The following is a 14,727-nucleotide window of genomic DNA, read 5'->3' on the forward strand; positions in this document are numbered from 1 at the left end:
CAACGTATGGCTACAAAAGATGATATCGCAAGTATCGAGCAACGTATGGCTACAAAAGACGATATCGCAAGTATCGAACAACGTATGGCCACAAAAGATGACATCGCTGATATTCCTCTCATTAAGCAAGCGGTGTTCGAAATACTAGAAGCAGTCAATGAAATTCCAACGATCAAGCAAAACCTCGCTGAAATGTCCCAAAAACTAGATGATGTCATCCGTAAACAAGCGCAACAAGAACTTGCCATTCAATCACTTGCTGTTCGGTCACTTGTACATGAAAACGAAATTCGCGCGTTAAAAGCAAGGTAACGATGAAAAGGCTGTCACAAACTTCTTTGGGACAGCCTTCTCCATTTATTTTTCTTCTTTCCATAGTTGTTCAAACGACTTCACTTTCCCATGTGGTTCGTTTTGCGCTTGCTTACGAACCGTCCATTGTCGCTCTTTTTGTCTTTTTGATTGGGTCATTCGTCTCACCTCCCTTTTTATCATTTGTTCCTTTTCCTTTTTTATGACTTTTTTATTGTTTGAAAATTGTGTATATTTAAAATAAGGGGAAAAGGGGGTAAGGATATTGCTACAATCGAAACAAGCAAAAAAAGCGTTACAAAAAGTACAACGGGTAGCTCAAGAAGTAAAACAAGCCATCCGTTCTGACCAACCGCTCGCTCAACAACTTGATTCGTTGCGCGACATATTAGACCGTCATCTCGATCGCGATGAATATTTCGTCATCGTCGATGAAGACGGGCGCAGTCTTGTGCATACAAATCGGTTGCGCGAAGGGATGATGTTTGATGATGAAGTAGGGAAAAAATCAGCTAAAACGACTACTCCTCTATTACAACTGTATAAGCGAAACACAGGCGAAGTGCTTATTGACGCTTCTTGTCCGCTTGTCGAACAAAATGGAAAGCGCTTTAATTTACGCATGGGTCGGTTGATTCATCAACCGTATATGGAAATGTGGTTCGGCTCGATCGTCTTATTGCCGGCTATCGCTCTTTTCATTCTTGCTTTTCTCATACATTTGTCGCTAAAACAAACGATCGTCCTTGTTGTCAGCACATGTGTAGTCGGCTTTCTCGTTTCTTTTTCATTTTATCGCATCATGATGAATCGTCTCCGCGCATGGTATCATGTCACTCGTGCCGTTTCATCTGGACAGCTTCATACAGAAGTGAAAACGGTCGGAAAGCGCAACGAGTTTCATCAAATTGGCTACGAAATAAACAAAGTCATTCTCGGTTTGCGCATGATTTTACAACAAATTGCTAAAGCTACCCACTCCGTTGAACACGTGAGCCATGAACAAAAAGAAGAAGCGAAACGCATTGCAGAAGCGTTCGATGAAGTATCCGCGACGATGGAAACATTTCGCGAAGGGGCGCAAAAACAAACTGCATTTGTAAATGAGGCGAAAGAGCGCATTCAAACGATGTTACAATATATGCACAACGTCCAAACAGACATCGAACAAGTCGTCGAACGGGCACAAACAACGTTTGAATCTGCCAAAACAGGATATGACGATATGCAAATGATCGAACAACAAATGAAAGAAACGAAACAACAAATGAATGACACCGCACATGGCATTCAAACGGTGGCGAAAGAAGCAGATACGTTAATGCAAAAAGTATCCGCTATTACCGCCATTGCGGAACAAACGAACATGTTAGCGTTAAACGCGTCCATCGAAGCCGCCAGAGCAGGAGAAGCTGGAAAAGGATTTGCGGTCGTCGCAAGCGAAGTGCGCAAACTTGCTGAACATACGAATGCATTTGCGCATGAAATTTTATCATCGCTTGCGAATACCCATCGCCAACTATCAACCGTCGCACATGCGGTCACAAAACAAGCGAATACGATCGACGAAACGACCGTTTCCTTAACAAAAATGACCGAAAGTATTGCCCATTTTCAAACGATGTCTCACGAATTAAACGCTTTAATTCAGCGCAATCGAACGCTTATGCAACAAACGACAAAAGAAGGCAATGAACTACATGAAGCCATTACAGACATTTACACGATCGCAAACGACTTTACAAAAGTGGTGTACGAAACGGCAAGCGGTCTTGAACAACAAGCAACGAGCGTTCATCAACTCGCAAAAGAAGCAGCGATATTAGCAGAGGAAGTACAGCAACTGAAACAAATGTTGCATCGTTTTCGTATGAAATAAGAAAGAAAAGCGAGCCTAATGTGCATTGGCTCGCTCGTTTTTTATGTTATACATATATGCTCCGATGCCGATCGTTAAAACAACAAGCAGTAAAAATATGTCCCCTGTTTCTAAACTAGCCGCTACGCTACATCCGAAACAAAAAAGAAGCGGCGTTTTCAGCCACTCTTCACCGCTGAACAACCACCATTCGAATAAACCGATCGTAAACGCCAATACGTACATCGTTCCGTCATTCAGCGAAAAATAATGGCCAAAGGCAAGAGCTCCCATCCATAATGCGATGGCTGCTGGCAATAAAAGAAACACTTCATGCTCACGTACACCGCGCTTGAACACATATATATGAACAATAAGTCCAAAAGAAAAAACGATGAGAGGCCATACACTTGTATCGTACCATTGAATGATGTGAAACGTTTCAAGCGTAAATACAATCAGTAAAGCTATAATAGCGATGACCGTTTGACGCATCATTTCACCCCCTTACATTCAATGTACTATACTTCTTTTTTTCTAGCTAGGCATTTTTCGATAGAAAAGTAAGAAAATAAATATGATGCTCATATATCCAAATAAAGGATATAACATCGTAAGAAGCGAGTGATATCCGACTAAACTAAACGCATACATCGCCATCAACAGCGCAATAAGGACAAAGATCGGTGTCCGAAAAAAAAGCGCTAATTTTCGATATAATCCGAACACGCCTGCAATAAACGATGTGAAAATTTCACCGTAAATGATGACGACATATAGTCCATAAAATGACGCGAGCGAACGTTTCACCACTTCCGCCATCGGAATGCTGTAAGATTGCAAGTCTGGAAGCAAAGACAGAGCCAAATGACTGCTGAATAAAATGCCCATAAGCAATATGCCACCAAGCCACCCTCCAAGTCGAATCGTTCGTTCATCTTTCACTTCTGTCGCAAGTGGAACGAGCACGACTTGTGCCATCGCCAAATTAAACGCGACATACGCAAACGGAGAAAAAAACGCAGCAAACGGCGGTTTCGTCCAGACGATGTCGCCTCCGTTCATCATCGCAATAGCTAAACTAAAGACGATCATCAGCGGCACAACGACCATATTGACGCTTAATATGCCATTTAAGCCAAATAACATCGTCACAAACGTCACCGCCATGGTGAATAAAAGTCCAACATATGCCGGCATATGAAGCTGCTCTTCAAACACCGCCCCCGCTCCTGACAACATGACTGATGTGACACTAAACAACACAACAAACATAAATATATTCACAACAACGCTCACTTTTCCGAACAAATACGCATTCAACTGCTCATATGAACGCGCATGAAGCCGATTGGCCATAAGCATCAAGCGCGTCCCGAAAAAAATGAATAGCCCCCCACTGACCGCAATCATCACCATCCCAATCGCTCCGTATTGCGTAAAAAATTGCACAATTTCTTTTCCGGTCGCAAAACCGGCACCAACGACTGTTCCGACATACACAAACGCAATTTGAATCGCCCGCATCCACACGATACTCTCCCCCACTCGTCCATTTTTTCTATATATATGAAAAAAAACGGCGAATATTTTCCGCCGTTTTTTTTATTCAGCTACCACATCAACTTTTGGCATATTGTGCATATTTTTTGCTGTCACATGTGCAACAACCGAATACGTCCCTTTCGTTGGGAACGTATATCGCGCAACATATTTTCCGTCACCGACGTGTTTCCCTTCAATCATTTGCCGATCTTCTTCACCGTGTTTCCATACTTCAAACTTCACTTCTGAGGCATCGGTCACTTTTTCATCACCATATGTCGCAAAACAAGCGAGTTCGACTTCTTGATTAACTGGGAGCTTTTCTTCGATCGCCATTTTGACGTCTAAATATGCCAGCTCTTCTTCTTCCGCTTTGTTCGCACAGCCAGCGACAACGAGTAAAGCAAATGCAAACAACAATAACCATTTTTTCATTTGAATCTCCCTCCATGTTACAATAGTTTCACAAAATGATCACAAATATTTGATACAATCATAATAAACATACTTGATGGAGGATGCGTGCGATGCAAATTCGTTTCTTTTTTTGGCTCATGGTCGTCGTTTTGTTGGCAAGCTGCGCCCCACAAACGTACACTCCGATTCCACGGGACAAATCGGTCGTTAGCGTCGTCAATATAAAAGAACAGAGCTTGTCATTTATTGATTATAACACGAAAAAACTTATTGCAACATGGAAGATGAAAAAACCGGTAACAAAAGCGATCCTACTTCCTGATAACGATACAGTGATGTTATTCGGACAAGATATGGACGAAATGATCGCCTATTCATTATCGACAGGAAGAGAAAAGAAACGATGGAACGTACATAAAGGCGTGACGGACATACTTGTCACCGCGCATGAGTTACTTGTTGTGAACGAAAAAGATAGTACGGTGTCGATCATGACGTTCGATGGGAAAGTGAAACATACGATCGCTACTCCCCCTTCCCCTTTTTCGATCATCGAAGATAAAAAACATCATCAATGGATCGTCATTCATTTTAAACATGGCGCCATTTCATTCATTGACAAAGCGACAAAACGAGTGAAACGAACAGTCGATACGCTCGATTTTGCCGTAAGTGGCTTAGTCGTACCTGAAACGGATGAACTATGGGTTGGCGGACATGGAAGCGGAGCGAATATTCAACAAGAAGCGTACGTTCATTCACTGGTGGACGGCCGTTTGCTCACACGGGTGAAGGCAGAAACGATGCCGATTCAATTTGTACAAACGAACGATACGATCTACGTGCTTTGCCACGGCTCGAACATGCTATATGCATTTGATCCGAAAACGAAACATTTGATGCGCTCACTTGATATTGGTGCGAATCCTTTCGCCATAGTAAAAGCAAAAAAGGAGCTCGTCATCGCAAGCTACGATGGCAATGAACTCATTTTTGTCGACGAAAAAACGTTAAAACAAACAAAAACGGTTTCTGTCGGACATGGACCGTTTTACATCTTTTTCCGTGGTGCGAAGGAGGAATAAGCATGGCAACGATTTTAATTGTTGACGATGAAAAAGATATGCGGGAATTGCTCCGCCTTTATTTAGAACCAGAAGGATTTACGTGCATTGAGGCAGAGGACGGCGAAGCAGGACTTGCCGAGTTCGGACGGAGACATATCGATTTAATTTTGCTTGATATTATGATGCCAAAACTTGACGGCTACCGCTTTTGCATGCACGTACGCGAACGGTCACAAGTGCCAATCATTTTTTTAACAGCAAGAAGCGATGAGTGGGATCGCGTATATGGACTAAAAATTGGTGCGGACGACTACATCGTCAAACCGTTTAGCCCTAATGAAGTGGTCGCACGTGTGCATGCTGTCCTTCGACGCACGAAAGGAACAGATGCAACATCACAATATGAAGCTGGTCCGATTATCGTTGATGAAAAAGCTCGGAAAGTAAAAGTACATGGAAAACCGGTTGTGTTAACGTTAAAAGAATTTGAACTGCTTATGTTGTTTTTAAAACATCGCGGGCAAGTATTTACACGCGAACAGTTGCTCGATCGCGTCTGGGGCATTCATTACGTCGGCAGCACGCGCACCGTTGATACACATATTAAAACGTTGCGCATTAAACTAGGCGAAGCAGGACAACTCATCCAAACAGTATGGGGAGTGGGATATAAATTTGATGAAACAATTTAATTCCCTTTCACTCCAACAAAAACTATGGCTCACGATTAGCGCTTTTTTAGTGCTTGCGGTGTTTCTTTTATATATCGTTGTCATCTATATATATGAAAACATTTATATCGCAAACGTCGAACAACGTTTATTACAAGAAGGAATGAATATCGCTGCCAAATACGAAGGCGGCGCGATGACCGACTCGTTTCGTCACATCGTCTCTCTCATGAATGACATATCTGACACGGAAATTGTACTTGTGAACAATCCGCGCGAATTAAGCGCCTGCTTGCCGTTTGAAGTCGATCACCATTCGATTATTAGCGAAACAGAGCGGCAGCAACTGCTTGCAGGGAAAACGGTCACGAAAAAAGGATATGAACAAACGTTTGATCGCCAAATCGTCGGCGTTATTATTCCGCTACTCGATGAACATCGCCTCATGGGCATTTTATATTTGTACGTTCCGCTCGCATCGATTGAAGATGTGCTTGAGCGTATTCAAACGTTCGTCATGATTGGCGGCATGCTTTTTTTATTTATTACCGTGTTTGTCGGTCGAAAAATTGCGATGCATTTCACAAAACCGTTACAACATATGCAACAGGCGGCTTACCGCGTTTCACAAGGCGACTTTTCTGTCGACATTGAAGTGGAGACAGAAGATGAAATTGGTCAATTAGCAAAAGCGTTCAATCAAATGGCGCATGCGCTGGCGAAAGAAGATGAACGAAAAAAAGAATTTTTAGCGAACGTTTCCCACGAATTGCGCACGCCGCTAAGCTATGTGAAAGGATATAGCGAAGCGCTATTAGACGGCGTCGTCAAAGAAGAAGCACAACAAAAAAAATATATGAAACTCATTCACCGCGAAGCAAGCCGCATGCAACGTCTCGTGCGTGATTTGCTCGATTTAGCACAACTGGAAGGCACGTATCCGCTCGTGCGCACCCCTTTTTCGATCGCCCAATTAATCGAGGAAACGATGGAAAAATACGAACCGATCATGCAAGAAAAGCACATCCACCTTTTGTTCGACCTCGACCATGACTTAATCGTTGACGGCGATCCCGACCGCATCGAACAAGTGTTGCAAAATTTACTTGATAATGCGTTGCGCTACACTCCTTCTGGCGGCACGATTTCGTTGCGTGCGACAAACAAACATCCGATGTGTGAACTCGTTATTACAGATTCCGGACAAGGGATGTCAAAAGAAGATATGGAACGATTAGGCGAGCGATTTTTCCGCGCCGACCGATCGCGCTCGCGTGAGCATGGCGGCACAGGGCTCGGCATTGCGATCGTCAAACAAATTGTCAAGCTACACGGCGGCTCCATCCGTTTTGAAAGCGAACAAGGAAAAGGAACGACCGTATACGTCGAACTTCCACTATATGACGAATCATAGTAAAATATACGTATGACATTTGAAGGAGGAAAAGAAATGAAATTACATGCACTCCCGATTGATTGCGTGCGCCTGTTTGAATCGATGGAACGGTCGTTTGCGATGATTTTATTTCGTCCGGATACAACCGTATTATGGGCAAACGACGCGTTTCTTCATACGATGGGCTATACGGAACAACAAGTGATCGGTATATCCCACCGTCAATTTTGTCTTCCAGAATACGCTAACAGCTACGCGTATACGGAGTTTTGGAATCGTCTAAAAAGTAAACAACCGTTTTACGGAACGGTGCAACGCGTTACTCGTCATGGGAAACATATATGGCTTGAAGCCTTATACGCTCCTGTGCTAGACGCCAATGGTGAAGTAGAAGCGATATTTAAATTGGCCACTGACGTTACCGACCGTCAAAACACGTTAAATGACGAGTTTGCAAGTTTGCTAGAAGAAATGAATGCGAGCACGAACGATATTCATCAAACGTCGCAGCTCATTCATGAACATCTTCAACTACTTAGCCAAAAAGCCGAGCGCGTAAGCAAAAGCACCGAACAAATTCAATCGGTCATTTCGTTTGTGAAAGACATTGCGATGCAATCCAACTTGCTCGGATTAAATGCTGCCATCGAAGCAGCCCGCGCTGGCGAACACGGACGCGGTTTTGCGATCGTTGCAGAAGAAGTGCGCAAAATGGCAGAAAAAAGCAAAACGTCCGCGGAAGACATTTCTGAACAGCTCAATCACATTACAAGCTCGGTGTTAGAGATGGTGCATATGCTCGAAGAAGTCGCTGAAAAAATAAACAATAGCACCGAAGCAATTGATGAACTTCACCAAGTACAACAACATATGGTAAAAATTACAGATAAGTTGACAAAACTTTTATAACTGCCCTTTGCGGCAGTTTTTTTTACATCCTAAAAAAATTTTTAAAAAAGGTGTTGAAAGTCAAAAAAGGTCAAATTATAATAAAGACGGAAAGGTCAAATATAGTCAAAGTCAAAAGGAGGTTGGTGCCTATGATGTGCCAAGTATGTAAACAAAAACAAGCAAACGTCTTTTTACACGTGCAAGTCAATAACGAAAAACAACAATTACACCTTTGCGATGCGTGCTATGAAAAACAAAAACAACAATTAAAAGTTCCAGCAGGATTCCACTTTGACCGTTTCGATCAATGGTTCTCCGACTTCTTCGCACCGCTTGCTGAAAGTTCCCACATCCAACATCAAGAACAACAACAGAAACGAAGCGGATTGCTTGACCAATTCGGTCGCAACTTAACGCAATTAGCGAAAGCAGGATTGATCGATCCTGTCATCGGACGCGAAAAAGAAATTGAACGCGTCATTGAAATTTTAAATCGGCGCAATAAAAACAATCCGGTGTTAATCGGTGAGCCGGGCGTTGGGAAAACGGCAATCGTCGAAGGATTGGCGCTCAAAATTGTCGAAGGGGCCGTGCCTGCCAAACTATTAAACAAAGAAGTGTACGTGCTTGACGTCGCTTCGTTAGTCGCCAACACAGGCATTCGCGGACAATTTGAAGAGCGAATGAAACAACTTATTGCCGAATTGCAAGAGCGGAAAAACGTCATTTTGTTCATTGACGAAATTCATTTGCTTGTCGGTGCCGGTTCGGCAGAAGGTTCAATGGATGCAAGCAACATATTAAAGCCGACGCTTGCTCGCGGTGAATTACAAATGATCGGTGCAACAACGTTAAAAGAATATCGCCAAATTGAAAAAGACGCTGCGCTTGAACGTCGCTTCCAGCCTGTCATCGTTTCCGAACCAACAATCGAACAAGCGATCAACATTTTAAAAGGCATTCAGCCAAAATATGAACAATTCCATCAAGTGAAATATACAGACGAAGCGATTCACGCTTGCGTCACGTTGTCACATCGCTACATTCAAGACCGCTTCCTTCCTGACAAAGCGATTGACTTGTTAGACGAAGCTGGTTCGAAAGTGAGCTTACAAGCAACGCCAACAAATAAAGAAGCCATCGAACAACGTCTCGAACAAATAAGAAAAGAAAAAGAAAAAGCCGCGCAAGAAGAAAACTACGAACTTGCGGCGAAATTGCGCACCGAAGAATTGCAGCTTGAAAAACAATTACAACAAAACGGACAAGCAGAACAACCTGTTGTCGATGTCATTCACATTCAACAAATCATTGAAGAAAAAACAGGTATTCCAGTCGGCAAATTACAAGCTGATGAACAAGCAAAAATGAAACATTTAGAAGAAAACTTAGCGAAAAAAGTGATCGGTCAAGAAGAAGCGGTGAAAAAAATCGCAAAAGCGATTCGTCGAAGCCGCGCAGGCTTAAAAGCGAAAAACCGTCCGATCGGTTCGTTCTTGTTCGTTGGTCCAACGGGTGTCGGTAAAACAGAATTGTCAAAGACGCTTGCGGAACAATTATTCGGCTCAAAAGACGCGATGATTCGCTTAGATATGAGCGAATATATGGAAAAACATGCGGTCGCCAAACTCATCGGTGCACCTCCTGGCTATGTCGGCCATGAAGAAGCTGGTCAATTAACGGAAAAAGTGCGCCGCAACCCTTACAGCATCATTTTGCTTGATGAAATGGAAAAAGCGCATCCAGATGTGCAACATATGTTCTTGCAAATTTTAGAAGACGGTCGTTTAACGGATAGCCAAGGTCGTACCGTCAGCTTCAAAGATACAGTCATCATTATGACATCGAATGCGGGCACAAACATCGAAGGCGACTTGCTCCAACGTCTCGGTCTATACTTTAAACCAGAATTTTTAAACCGTCTCGATGCGATTATCGAATTTAAACCGCTTGAAAAAGCGCATATGTTACAAATTGTTGACCTCATGCTTGCGGAGTTGCAACGTACGCTTGCGGAACAACATGTGACGATGACCATTAGCGACAAAGCGAAAGAAAAATTAGCTGAGCTCGGCTATCATCCAACGTTCGGCGCTCGTCCACTCCGCCGCGTCATTCAAGAACATGTCGAAGACGAAATTGCCGACGTGTTGCTTGATGAACAAGATGTGCGCACGATCCACATCGATGTAAAAGACGATCGCATCGTCGTTCATGCTGAAAAAGCCTAATCCGCACATGGATTAGGCTTTAAGTCCATTCATCAAAAACTGAATCGTCCGTTCCATTTCTTGTTCATCATCCCACGGATAATCGGGCATGATTAAAAAACGTGTCGCTAAAAATCCAGCAATTGTTGTAATTGTCAAGCGAATAATCGTCTCCGGAGGGAGCAGCGCCAGTTCCCCTTTTTGTTGGAAATGCTCAACAATTTCTTTAAACTTATCGTACACGTGATTGATAAAAATCGTTTGAAACTGCACTTTAATATCGCTGTGAAACGCCATCTCTTGCCACAATACACGAATCGCAGGCAAATATGTTTTTACAAACTCATACCGATTTTTAAAAACGGCGCGCACAAACTGCTCGTAATGCTCATATTCGTTTTCAAATACATCTTTTACAAACTTTTTGGCTAAAAACGGCGCAACCGATTGAAATAACGTCGGTTTTACAATGGCGAGCAACAAATCTTTTTTCGTTTTATAGTGGCGAAAAATCGTCCCTTCAGCGACACCTGCCCGCTTGGCAATTTCGCTTGTCGATGTAGCCGCATATCCTTTTTCCGCAAACATCTCAATCGCCGCTTGTAAAATGTTCAATTGTTTTTCACTTAACTGTTGCTCATCAACATTTAATAAATCAAATAACCATTTTCGTTCGTCCATCATATATCCTCACAACTTCCGATATTTCTTTAATGCTAATACATTTAATATCATAAATAAAAGTGAAAAGCCAACCAAAACGTACACATCAAACGAAATCGCTTCCCAACCTTTGCCGCGAATCATAATTTCTCTTAACGCATCCGCCCCATAATATAACGGCATGACAGTACTCATCGAACGAAGCCACGGTTCCATCGTATCTAAATGAAACAATCCGGAGAAAAACACTTGCGGAACGACGACAAGCGGAATAAATTGAATCATTTGCAGTTCATTGTTCGCAAATGCGGACAATAACGTCCCTAATGTGAGCGCCGTCATCGCTAATAAAAACGTGATGAGTAGCACGTAGCCGAACGAACCTTCCATCATCAGATTTAACACGTGGATGGCAAACCAAGAAATTAAACTCGCTTGAATCGTTGTAAAGATGCCAAAACCGATGACGTAGCCGATGACGATTTCCCATCGTTTTAATGGCGTTGCTAGCAATCGCTCAAGCGTGCCGCTCGTCCGTTCACGTAAAAATGATACCCCAGCAATTAAAAAGACGAAAAAGAAAATGAAAAAGCCGATTAATACCGGACCGAAATTGTCAAATAACGACATATGTTCGGAACCGTACATATATACGGTATCAATCGCTAACGTTTGGTTCGCTTTGGGCATAAGCGTTTGCGCCGCTTTTTGCACGGTAACAAGCACCGTTTTGCTGATAGACGGGTCGCTTCCTTCAAGCGTCATGCGCAAACTCGTTTTGTCCATTTCAATAAACGCATCGATTTGTTGCTCGTCAAGCTCTGTCATCGCCTTCGCTTTTGTCATTGTCGTCACGTGTGCATCCGCTTGTTTTAATGCATCGGCAAACTGTTGTGGCACGTTTGAATCGAGCGCAATGTGCGGTTCATATGACTCGCCGTTAAACACGAAATCCATTAAAAACAACACAAACATCGGTGCGACAATCATTAACGCAAGCGTTCGTTTGTCGCGAAAAAACTGCCGAATAATACGGACGACAATCGCTTGTATTCTCATGCCTGCATCCCTCCAAATTGTAAAAATGCTTGTTCAAGCGTCAACGCGTTCGTTTGTTTTTTTAGTTCATCTGGGCTGCCGACCGCAATGAGTCGCCCGTTACGAATCATCGCAAGCCGCATACATTTTTCCGCTTCATCCATCACGTGCGTCGTCACAACGATCGTCGTGCCTTGTTGACGAATGCGCTCAAGCTCTTCCCAAATCGCTTGGCGAAGAAGCGGATCGATGCCGACGGTCGGCTCATCTAAAATGAGCACTTCAGGTTCATGTAAAAGCGCCGCTGCTAGCGATAACCGCCGCTTCATCCCGCCTGAATATTGATGCACCGCTTTGTTCCTATCGTTTGTCAAATGGACGAGCTGCAACACGTCTTCGATGCGCTGTTTTTTCTTTTTTCCTTTTAGCCCGTAAATTGATGCGAAAAAATCTAAATTTTCATGTGCGGTAAGTTCCCCGTATAACGCATCCGATTGCGCCATAAAGCCGATGCGCGCCATCGTTTGCAAGTTCGGCATGCGTTCGCCGAGTACGTAAATCTCCCCTGTTGTCGCCATATCAATGCCGGCGATCATTTTGACAATCGTCGTTTTCCCGGCGCCTGATGGGCCGAGCATGCCGAAAATTTCTCCTTCGTTTACAGTAAGCGATACATCATGAATCACTTCTTTTTGATGAAACTGTTTATACACGTGCTGTAATTGAATGACCATCATTTTTTCCCCGCCTTCGTCAAAGTGAGTGATTACTCACTTTAATTATATATGTTTGTCGCGTACTTTGTAAATATGTGCTAAAAATTTTTTCATTGACGAAAGGAAAAGATTTTTGTACGATAGTAACGTCAATTGCATACGAAATCTTTCTCGTCAACTAAGATGAGATAGAGGTCGCGGCAAATAATAGTAGTTTCATGGAGACGCAGAGACGTCGATGAAGTGAGATGAAAGGATTTGTCGCCGAAGTTTGTAGCGTGCTCTGGCGCTATAAGCTGGGCCTGTGGCCGAATAGGTGCAGGACTGTCATCGCGCATGCGGTGGAGAGCTATCGATCTTAAGTTTGATGCGGATGTGTCATATATTGTGCACCCGTTGAAAACTTAGGGTGCACTTTTTTATTTATCACGCCCGCTTCCAACGACAACAGCGCTCTACCGCTTCGATCACTATATACATGAAAGGATGAATAACATGAAACAACAAACACTCGGCTTTTGGGTATTGACAGCGCTCGTTGTCGGCAATATGGTCGGATCGGGCATTTTTATGCTTCCGCGCTCGCTTGCGGAGGCGGCAAGCCCTGCTGGCGTGTTGCTTGGCTGGCTGTTGACGGGGGCTGGTGTGCTCATGATTGCCATTATTTTTGGCAACTTAGCCATTCGCAAACCAGAATTAAACGGCGGACCGCAAATTTATGCAAAAGAACTGTTTCCGAAAGGTTCAAATGCGTCGATCTTATCCGGTTTTATGTCATCTTGGGGATATTGGATCGGCAACGTCGCTGGAAACGTCGCGATTATTACGACGTTTGCTAGTTATTTATCAACGTTTTTCCCTATTTTAACGAGCGGGCATGTCGTCTTTTCCGCCGGTTCATTTACGTTAAAGCTCGGCAATTTGCTGACGTTTCTCGTTTGTACGGCGCTTTTATGGATGATGCATACAATTATTTTACAAGGAGCAGAAAGCGCTGGAAAATTAAATTTTGTTGCCACCGCAACGAAAGTGCTCGGCTTTTTCTTATTCATTGTTATCGGGCTGTTCGCCTTTGAAAAAAGCTATATCCAACCGTTTGTTGCTCCGCGTTACGATGAAGCAGGTCATACGCTCGGACTTCTTTCGCAAATCAATAATGTGGCATTAAGCACACTTTGGGCATTTATCGGCATTGAATCGGCGATCGTTTTTGCTTCGCGTGCCCGAAAACAAAGCGATGTGAAACGCGCAACGATTGTCGGACTATTCATTGCCTTAGCCATTTATATTGGCATTAGCATCCTCGTCATGGGACTGTTAAAACAAGAAGCGCTTATTCAATCTGAAAAACCGCTCGTCGATGCAATCGGTACTGTATTAGGTCCTATCGGATCACAACTGCTTGCCGGACTCGGTTTAATTAGTTTAATCGGCTCAACGCTTGGCTGGATTTTTTTAAGTGCTGAAGTGCCGTACCAAGCGGCTAAGCAAGGGTTGTTTATTCGCGCCTTTTTACGAGAAAACAATAAAGGGATGCCGCGCTTTTCTTTAATTGTCTCCAATCTAATTGCCCAGCTATTTATTTTTTCAACGATTTCAAACTCGATGGCAGCGGCATTTGATTTCGTCATTTATATTGCGACATTATCTTATCTCGTTCCGTATTTCATCGCCTCCGTCTTCCAATTGAAGCTCGTTTGGACGGGTGAAACGTATAAAACGACGAAACAACGAATGACAGACGGCATCATCGCCCTTCTTGCGACCGTTTATTCCATTTGGCTTGTGAAAGCAGGAACGGCTGATATGAAAACATTTTTGCTCGGCATCGCCTTGCTTGCCAGCAGCTTGCTTTTCTATCCAATGGTTATGAAGCAACATAACGAACAACCGAACAAACAAAAACAATCGGCATAACAAAACCCCCGTCCATTTGGCGGGGG

General features: G+C 43.4%; 14 protein-coding genes, 1 pseudogene and 1 riboswitch. Of the genes and pseudogenes, 8 read left to right on the forward strand and 7 right to left on the reverse strand.

Annotated elements, in window-relative coordinates:
• A pseudogene (locus ASC42_RS14175) lies at window positions 1-312 on the forward strand (hypothetical protein); the annotation flags it as partial.
• A 45-nt stretch (window positions 313-357) separates the two neighbouring features.
• Here ASC42_RS14175 and ASC42_RS14180 read toward each other — a convergent pair.
• Entirely contained in the window at window positions 358-471 is a 114-nt protein-coding gene (locus ASC42_RS14180; RefSeq protein WP_245191130.1) for a DUF6254 family protein, read from the reverse strand.
• A gap of 106 nt (window positions 472-577) precedes the next feature.
• Here ASC42_RS14180 and ASC42_RS01855 point away from each other — a divergent pair, with 106 nt between their 5' ends.
• Window positions 578-2,191: a methyl-accepting chemotaxis protein gene (locus ASC42_RS01855; RefSeq protein WP_055440298.1), complete on the forward strand. Its 1,614-nt coding sequence runs from the start codon at window positions 578-580 to the stop codon at window positions 2,189-2,191.
• A 15-nt stretch (window positions 2,192-2,206) separates the two neighbouring features.
• On the opposite strand, the gene ASC42_RS01860 is transcribed toward ASC42_RS01855, so the two are convergent.
• From ASC42_RS01860 to ASC42_RS01870, 3 genes are all read right to left on the reverse strand, one after another.
• On the reverse strand, window positions 2,207-2,665 hold the full coding sequence (locus tag ASC42_RS01860) for a hypothetical protein (RefSeq protein ID WP_055440299.1): 459 nt from the start codon (window positions 2,663-2,665) through the stop codon (window positions 2,207-2,209).
• 42 nt (window positions 2,666-2,707) lie between these two features.
• Window positions 2,708-3,703 carry a YkvI family membrane protein gene (locus ASC42_RS01865; protein ID WP_082435661.1) on the reverse strand — a complete coding sequence of 332 codons (996 nt, stop codon included), beginning with the start codon at window positions 3,701-3,703 and terminating at the stop codon, window positions 2,708-2,710.
• 72 nt (window positions 3,704-3,775) lie between these two features.
• Window positions 3,776-4,150, reverse strand: a complete 375-nt coding sequence (locus ASC42_RS01870) for a FixH family protein (RefSeq protein WP_055440300.1) — start codon at window positions 4,148-4,150, stop codon at window positions 3,776-3,778.
• A gap of 92 nt (window positions 4,151-4,242) precedes the next feature.
• Between ASC42_RS01870 and ASC42_RS01875 the strand changes: the two genes are divergently transcribed.
• The 5 genes from ASC42_RS01875 (at window position 4,243) to ASC42_RS01895 (ending at window position 10,388) form a co-directional block, all read left to right on the forward strand.
• Entirely contained in the window at window positions 4,243-5,217 is a 975-nt protein-coding gene (locus ASC42_RS01875) for a YncE family protein (RefSeq protein WP_055440301.1), read from the forward strand.
• A 2-nt stretch (window positions 5,218-5,219) separates the two neighbouring features.
• Complete coding sequence (locus ASC42_RS01880) at window positions 5,220-5,891, forward strand: response regulator transcription factor (RefSeq protein WP_055440302.1); 672 nt, start codon at window positions 5,220-5,222, stop codon at window positions 5,889-5,891.
• Entirely contained in the window at window positions 5,878-7,284 is a 1,407-nt protein-coding gene (locus ASC42_RS01885; protein WP_055440303.1) for a sensor histidine kinase, read from the forward strand. The genes ASC42_RS01880 and ASC42_RS01885 overlap by 14 nt, the downstream gene beginning before the upstream one ends.
• A gap of 36 nt (window positions 7,285-7,320) precedes the next feature.
• Window positions 7,321-8,175, forward strand: coding sequence for a methyl-accepting chemotaxis protein (locus ASC42_RS14325; RefSeq protein WP_055440304.1), 855 nt, complete (start codon window positions 7,321-7,323; stop codon window positions 8,173-8,175).
• A 131-nt stretch (window positions 8,176-8,306) separates the two neighbouring features.
• Complete coding sequence (locus tag ASC42_RS01895; protein ID WP_055440305.1) at window positions 8,307-10,388, forward strand: ATP-dependent Clp protease ATP-binding subunit; 2,082 nt, start codon at window positions 8,307-8,309, stop codon at window positions 10,386-10,388.
• 12 nt (window positions 10,389-10,400) lie between these two features.
• Here the strand turns inward: ASC42_RS01895 and ASC42_RS01900 are convergent, their stop codons facing one another.
• The 3 genes from ASC42_RS01900 to ASC42_RS01910 are packed head-to-tail and all read right to left on the reverse strand — an operon-like array spanning window position 10,401 to window position 12,802.
• Window positions 10,401-11,048 carry a TetR/AcrR family transcriptional regulator gene (locus ASC42_RS01900; RefSeq protein ID WP_055440306.1) on the reverse strand — a complete coding sequence of 216 codons (648 nt, stop codon included), beginning with the start codon at window positions 11,046-11,048 and terminating at the stop codon, window positions 10,401-10,403.
• 9 nt (window positions 11,049-11,057) lie between these two features.
• Window positions 11,058-12,089, reverse strand: coding sequence for an ABC transporter permease (locus tag ASC42_RS01905; protein WP_055440307.1), 1,032 nt, complete (start codon window positions 12,087-12,089; stop codon window positions 11,058-11,060).
• A complete protein-coding gene (locus tag ASC42_RS01910) occupies window positions 12,086-12,802 on the reverse strand; it encodes an ABC transporter ATP-binding protein (protein WP_141653482.1) in 717 nt (238 codons plus the stop codon). Before ASC42_RS01910 ends, ASC42_RS01905 begins: the two co-directional genes overlap by 4 nt.
• Before the next feature lie 163 nt (window positions 12,803-12,965).
• Window positions 12,966-13,144, forward strand: a riboswitch (Lysine riboswitch).
• Between the two features lie 135 nt (window positions 13,145-13,279).
• On the opposite strand from ASC42_RS01910, the gene ASC42_RS01915 reads away from it, so the two are divergent.
• A complete protein-coding gene (locus ASC42_RS01915) occupies window positions 13,280-14,701 on the forward strand; it encodes an amino acid permease (protein WP_055440309.1) in 1,422 nt (473 codons plus the stop codon).
• Window positions 14,702-14,727 lie beyond the last annotated feature (26 nt).

Origin of the sequence: Anoxybacillus suryakundensis (genome assembly GCF_001418025.1) — a bacterium.
In the GTDB taxonomy this organism is placed as follows: domain Bacteria; phylum Bacillota; class Bacilli; order Bacillales; family Anoxybacillaceae; genus Anoxybacillus; species Anoxybacillus tengchongensis.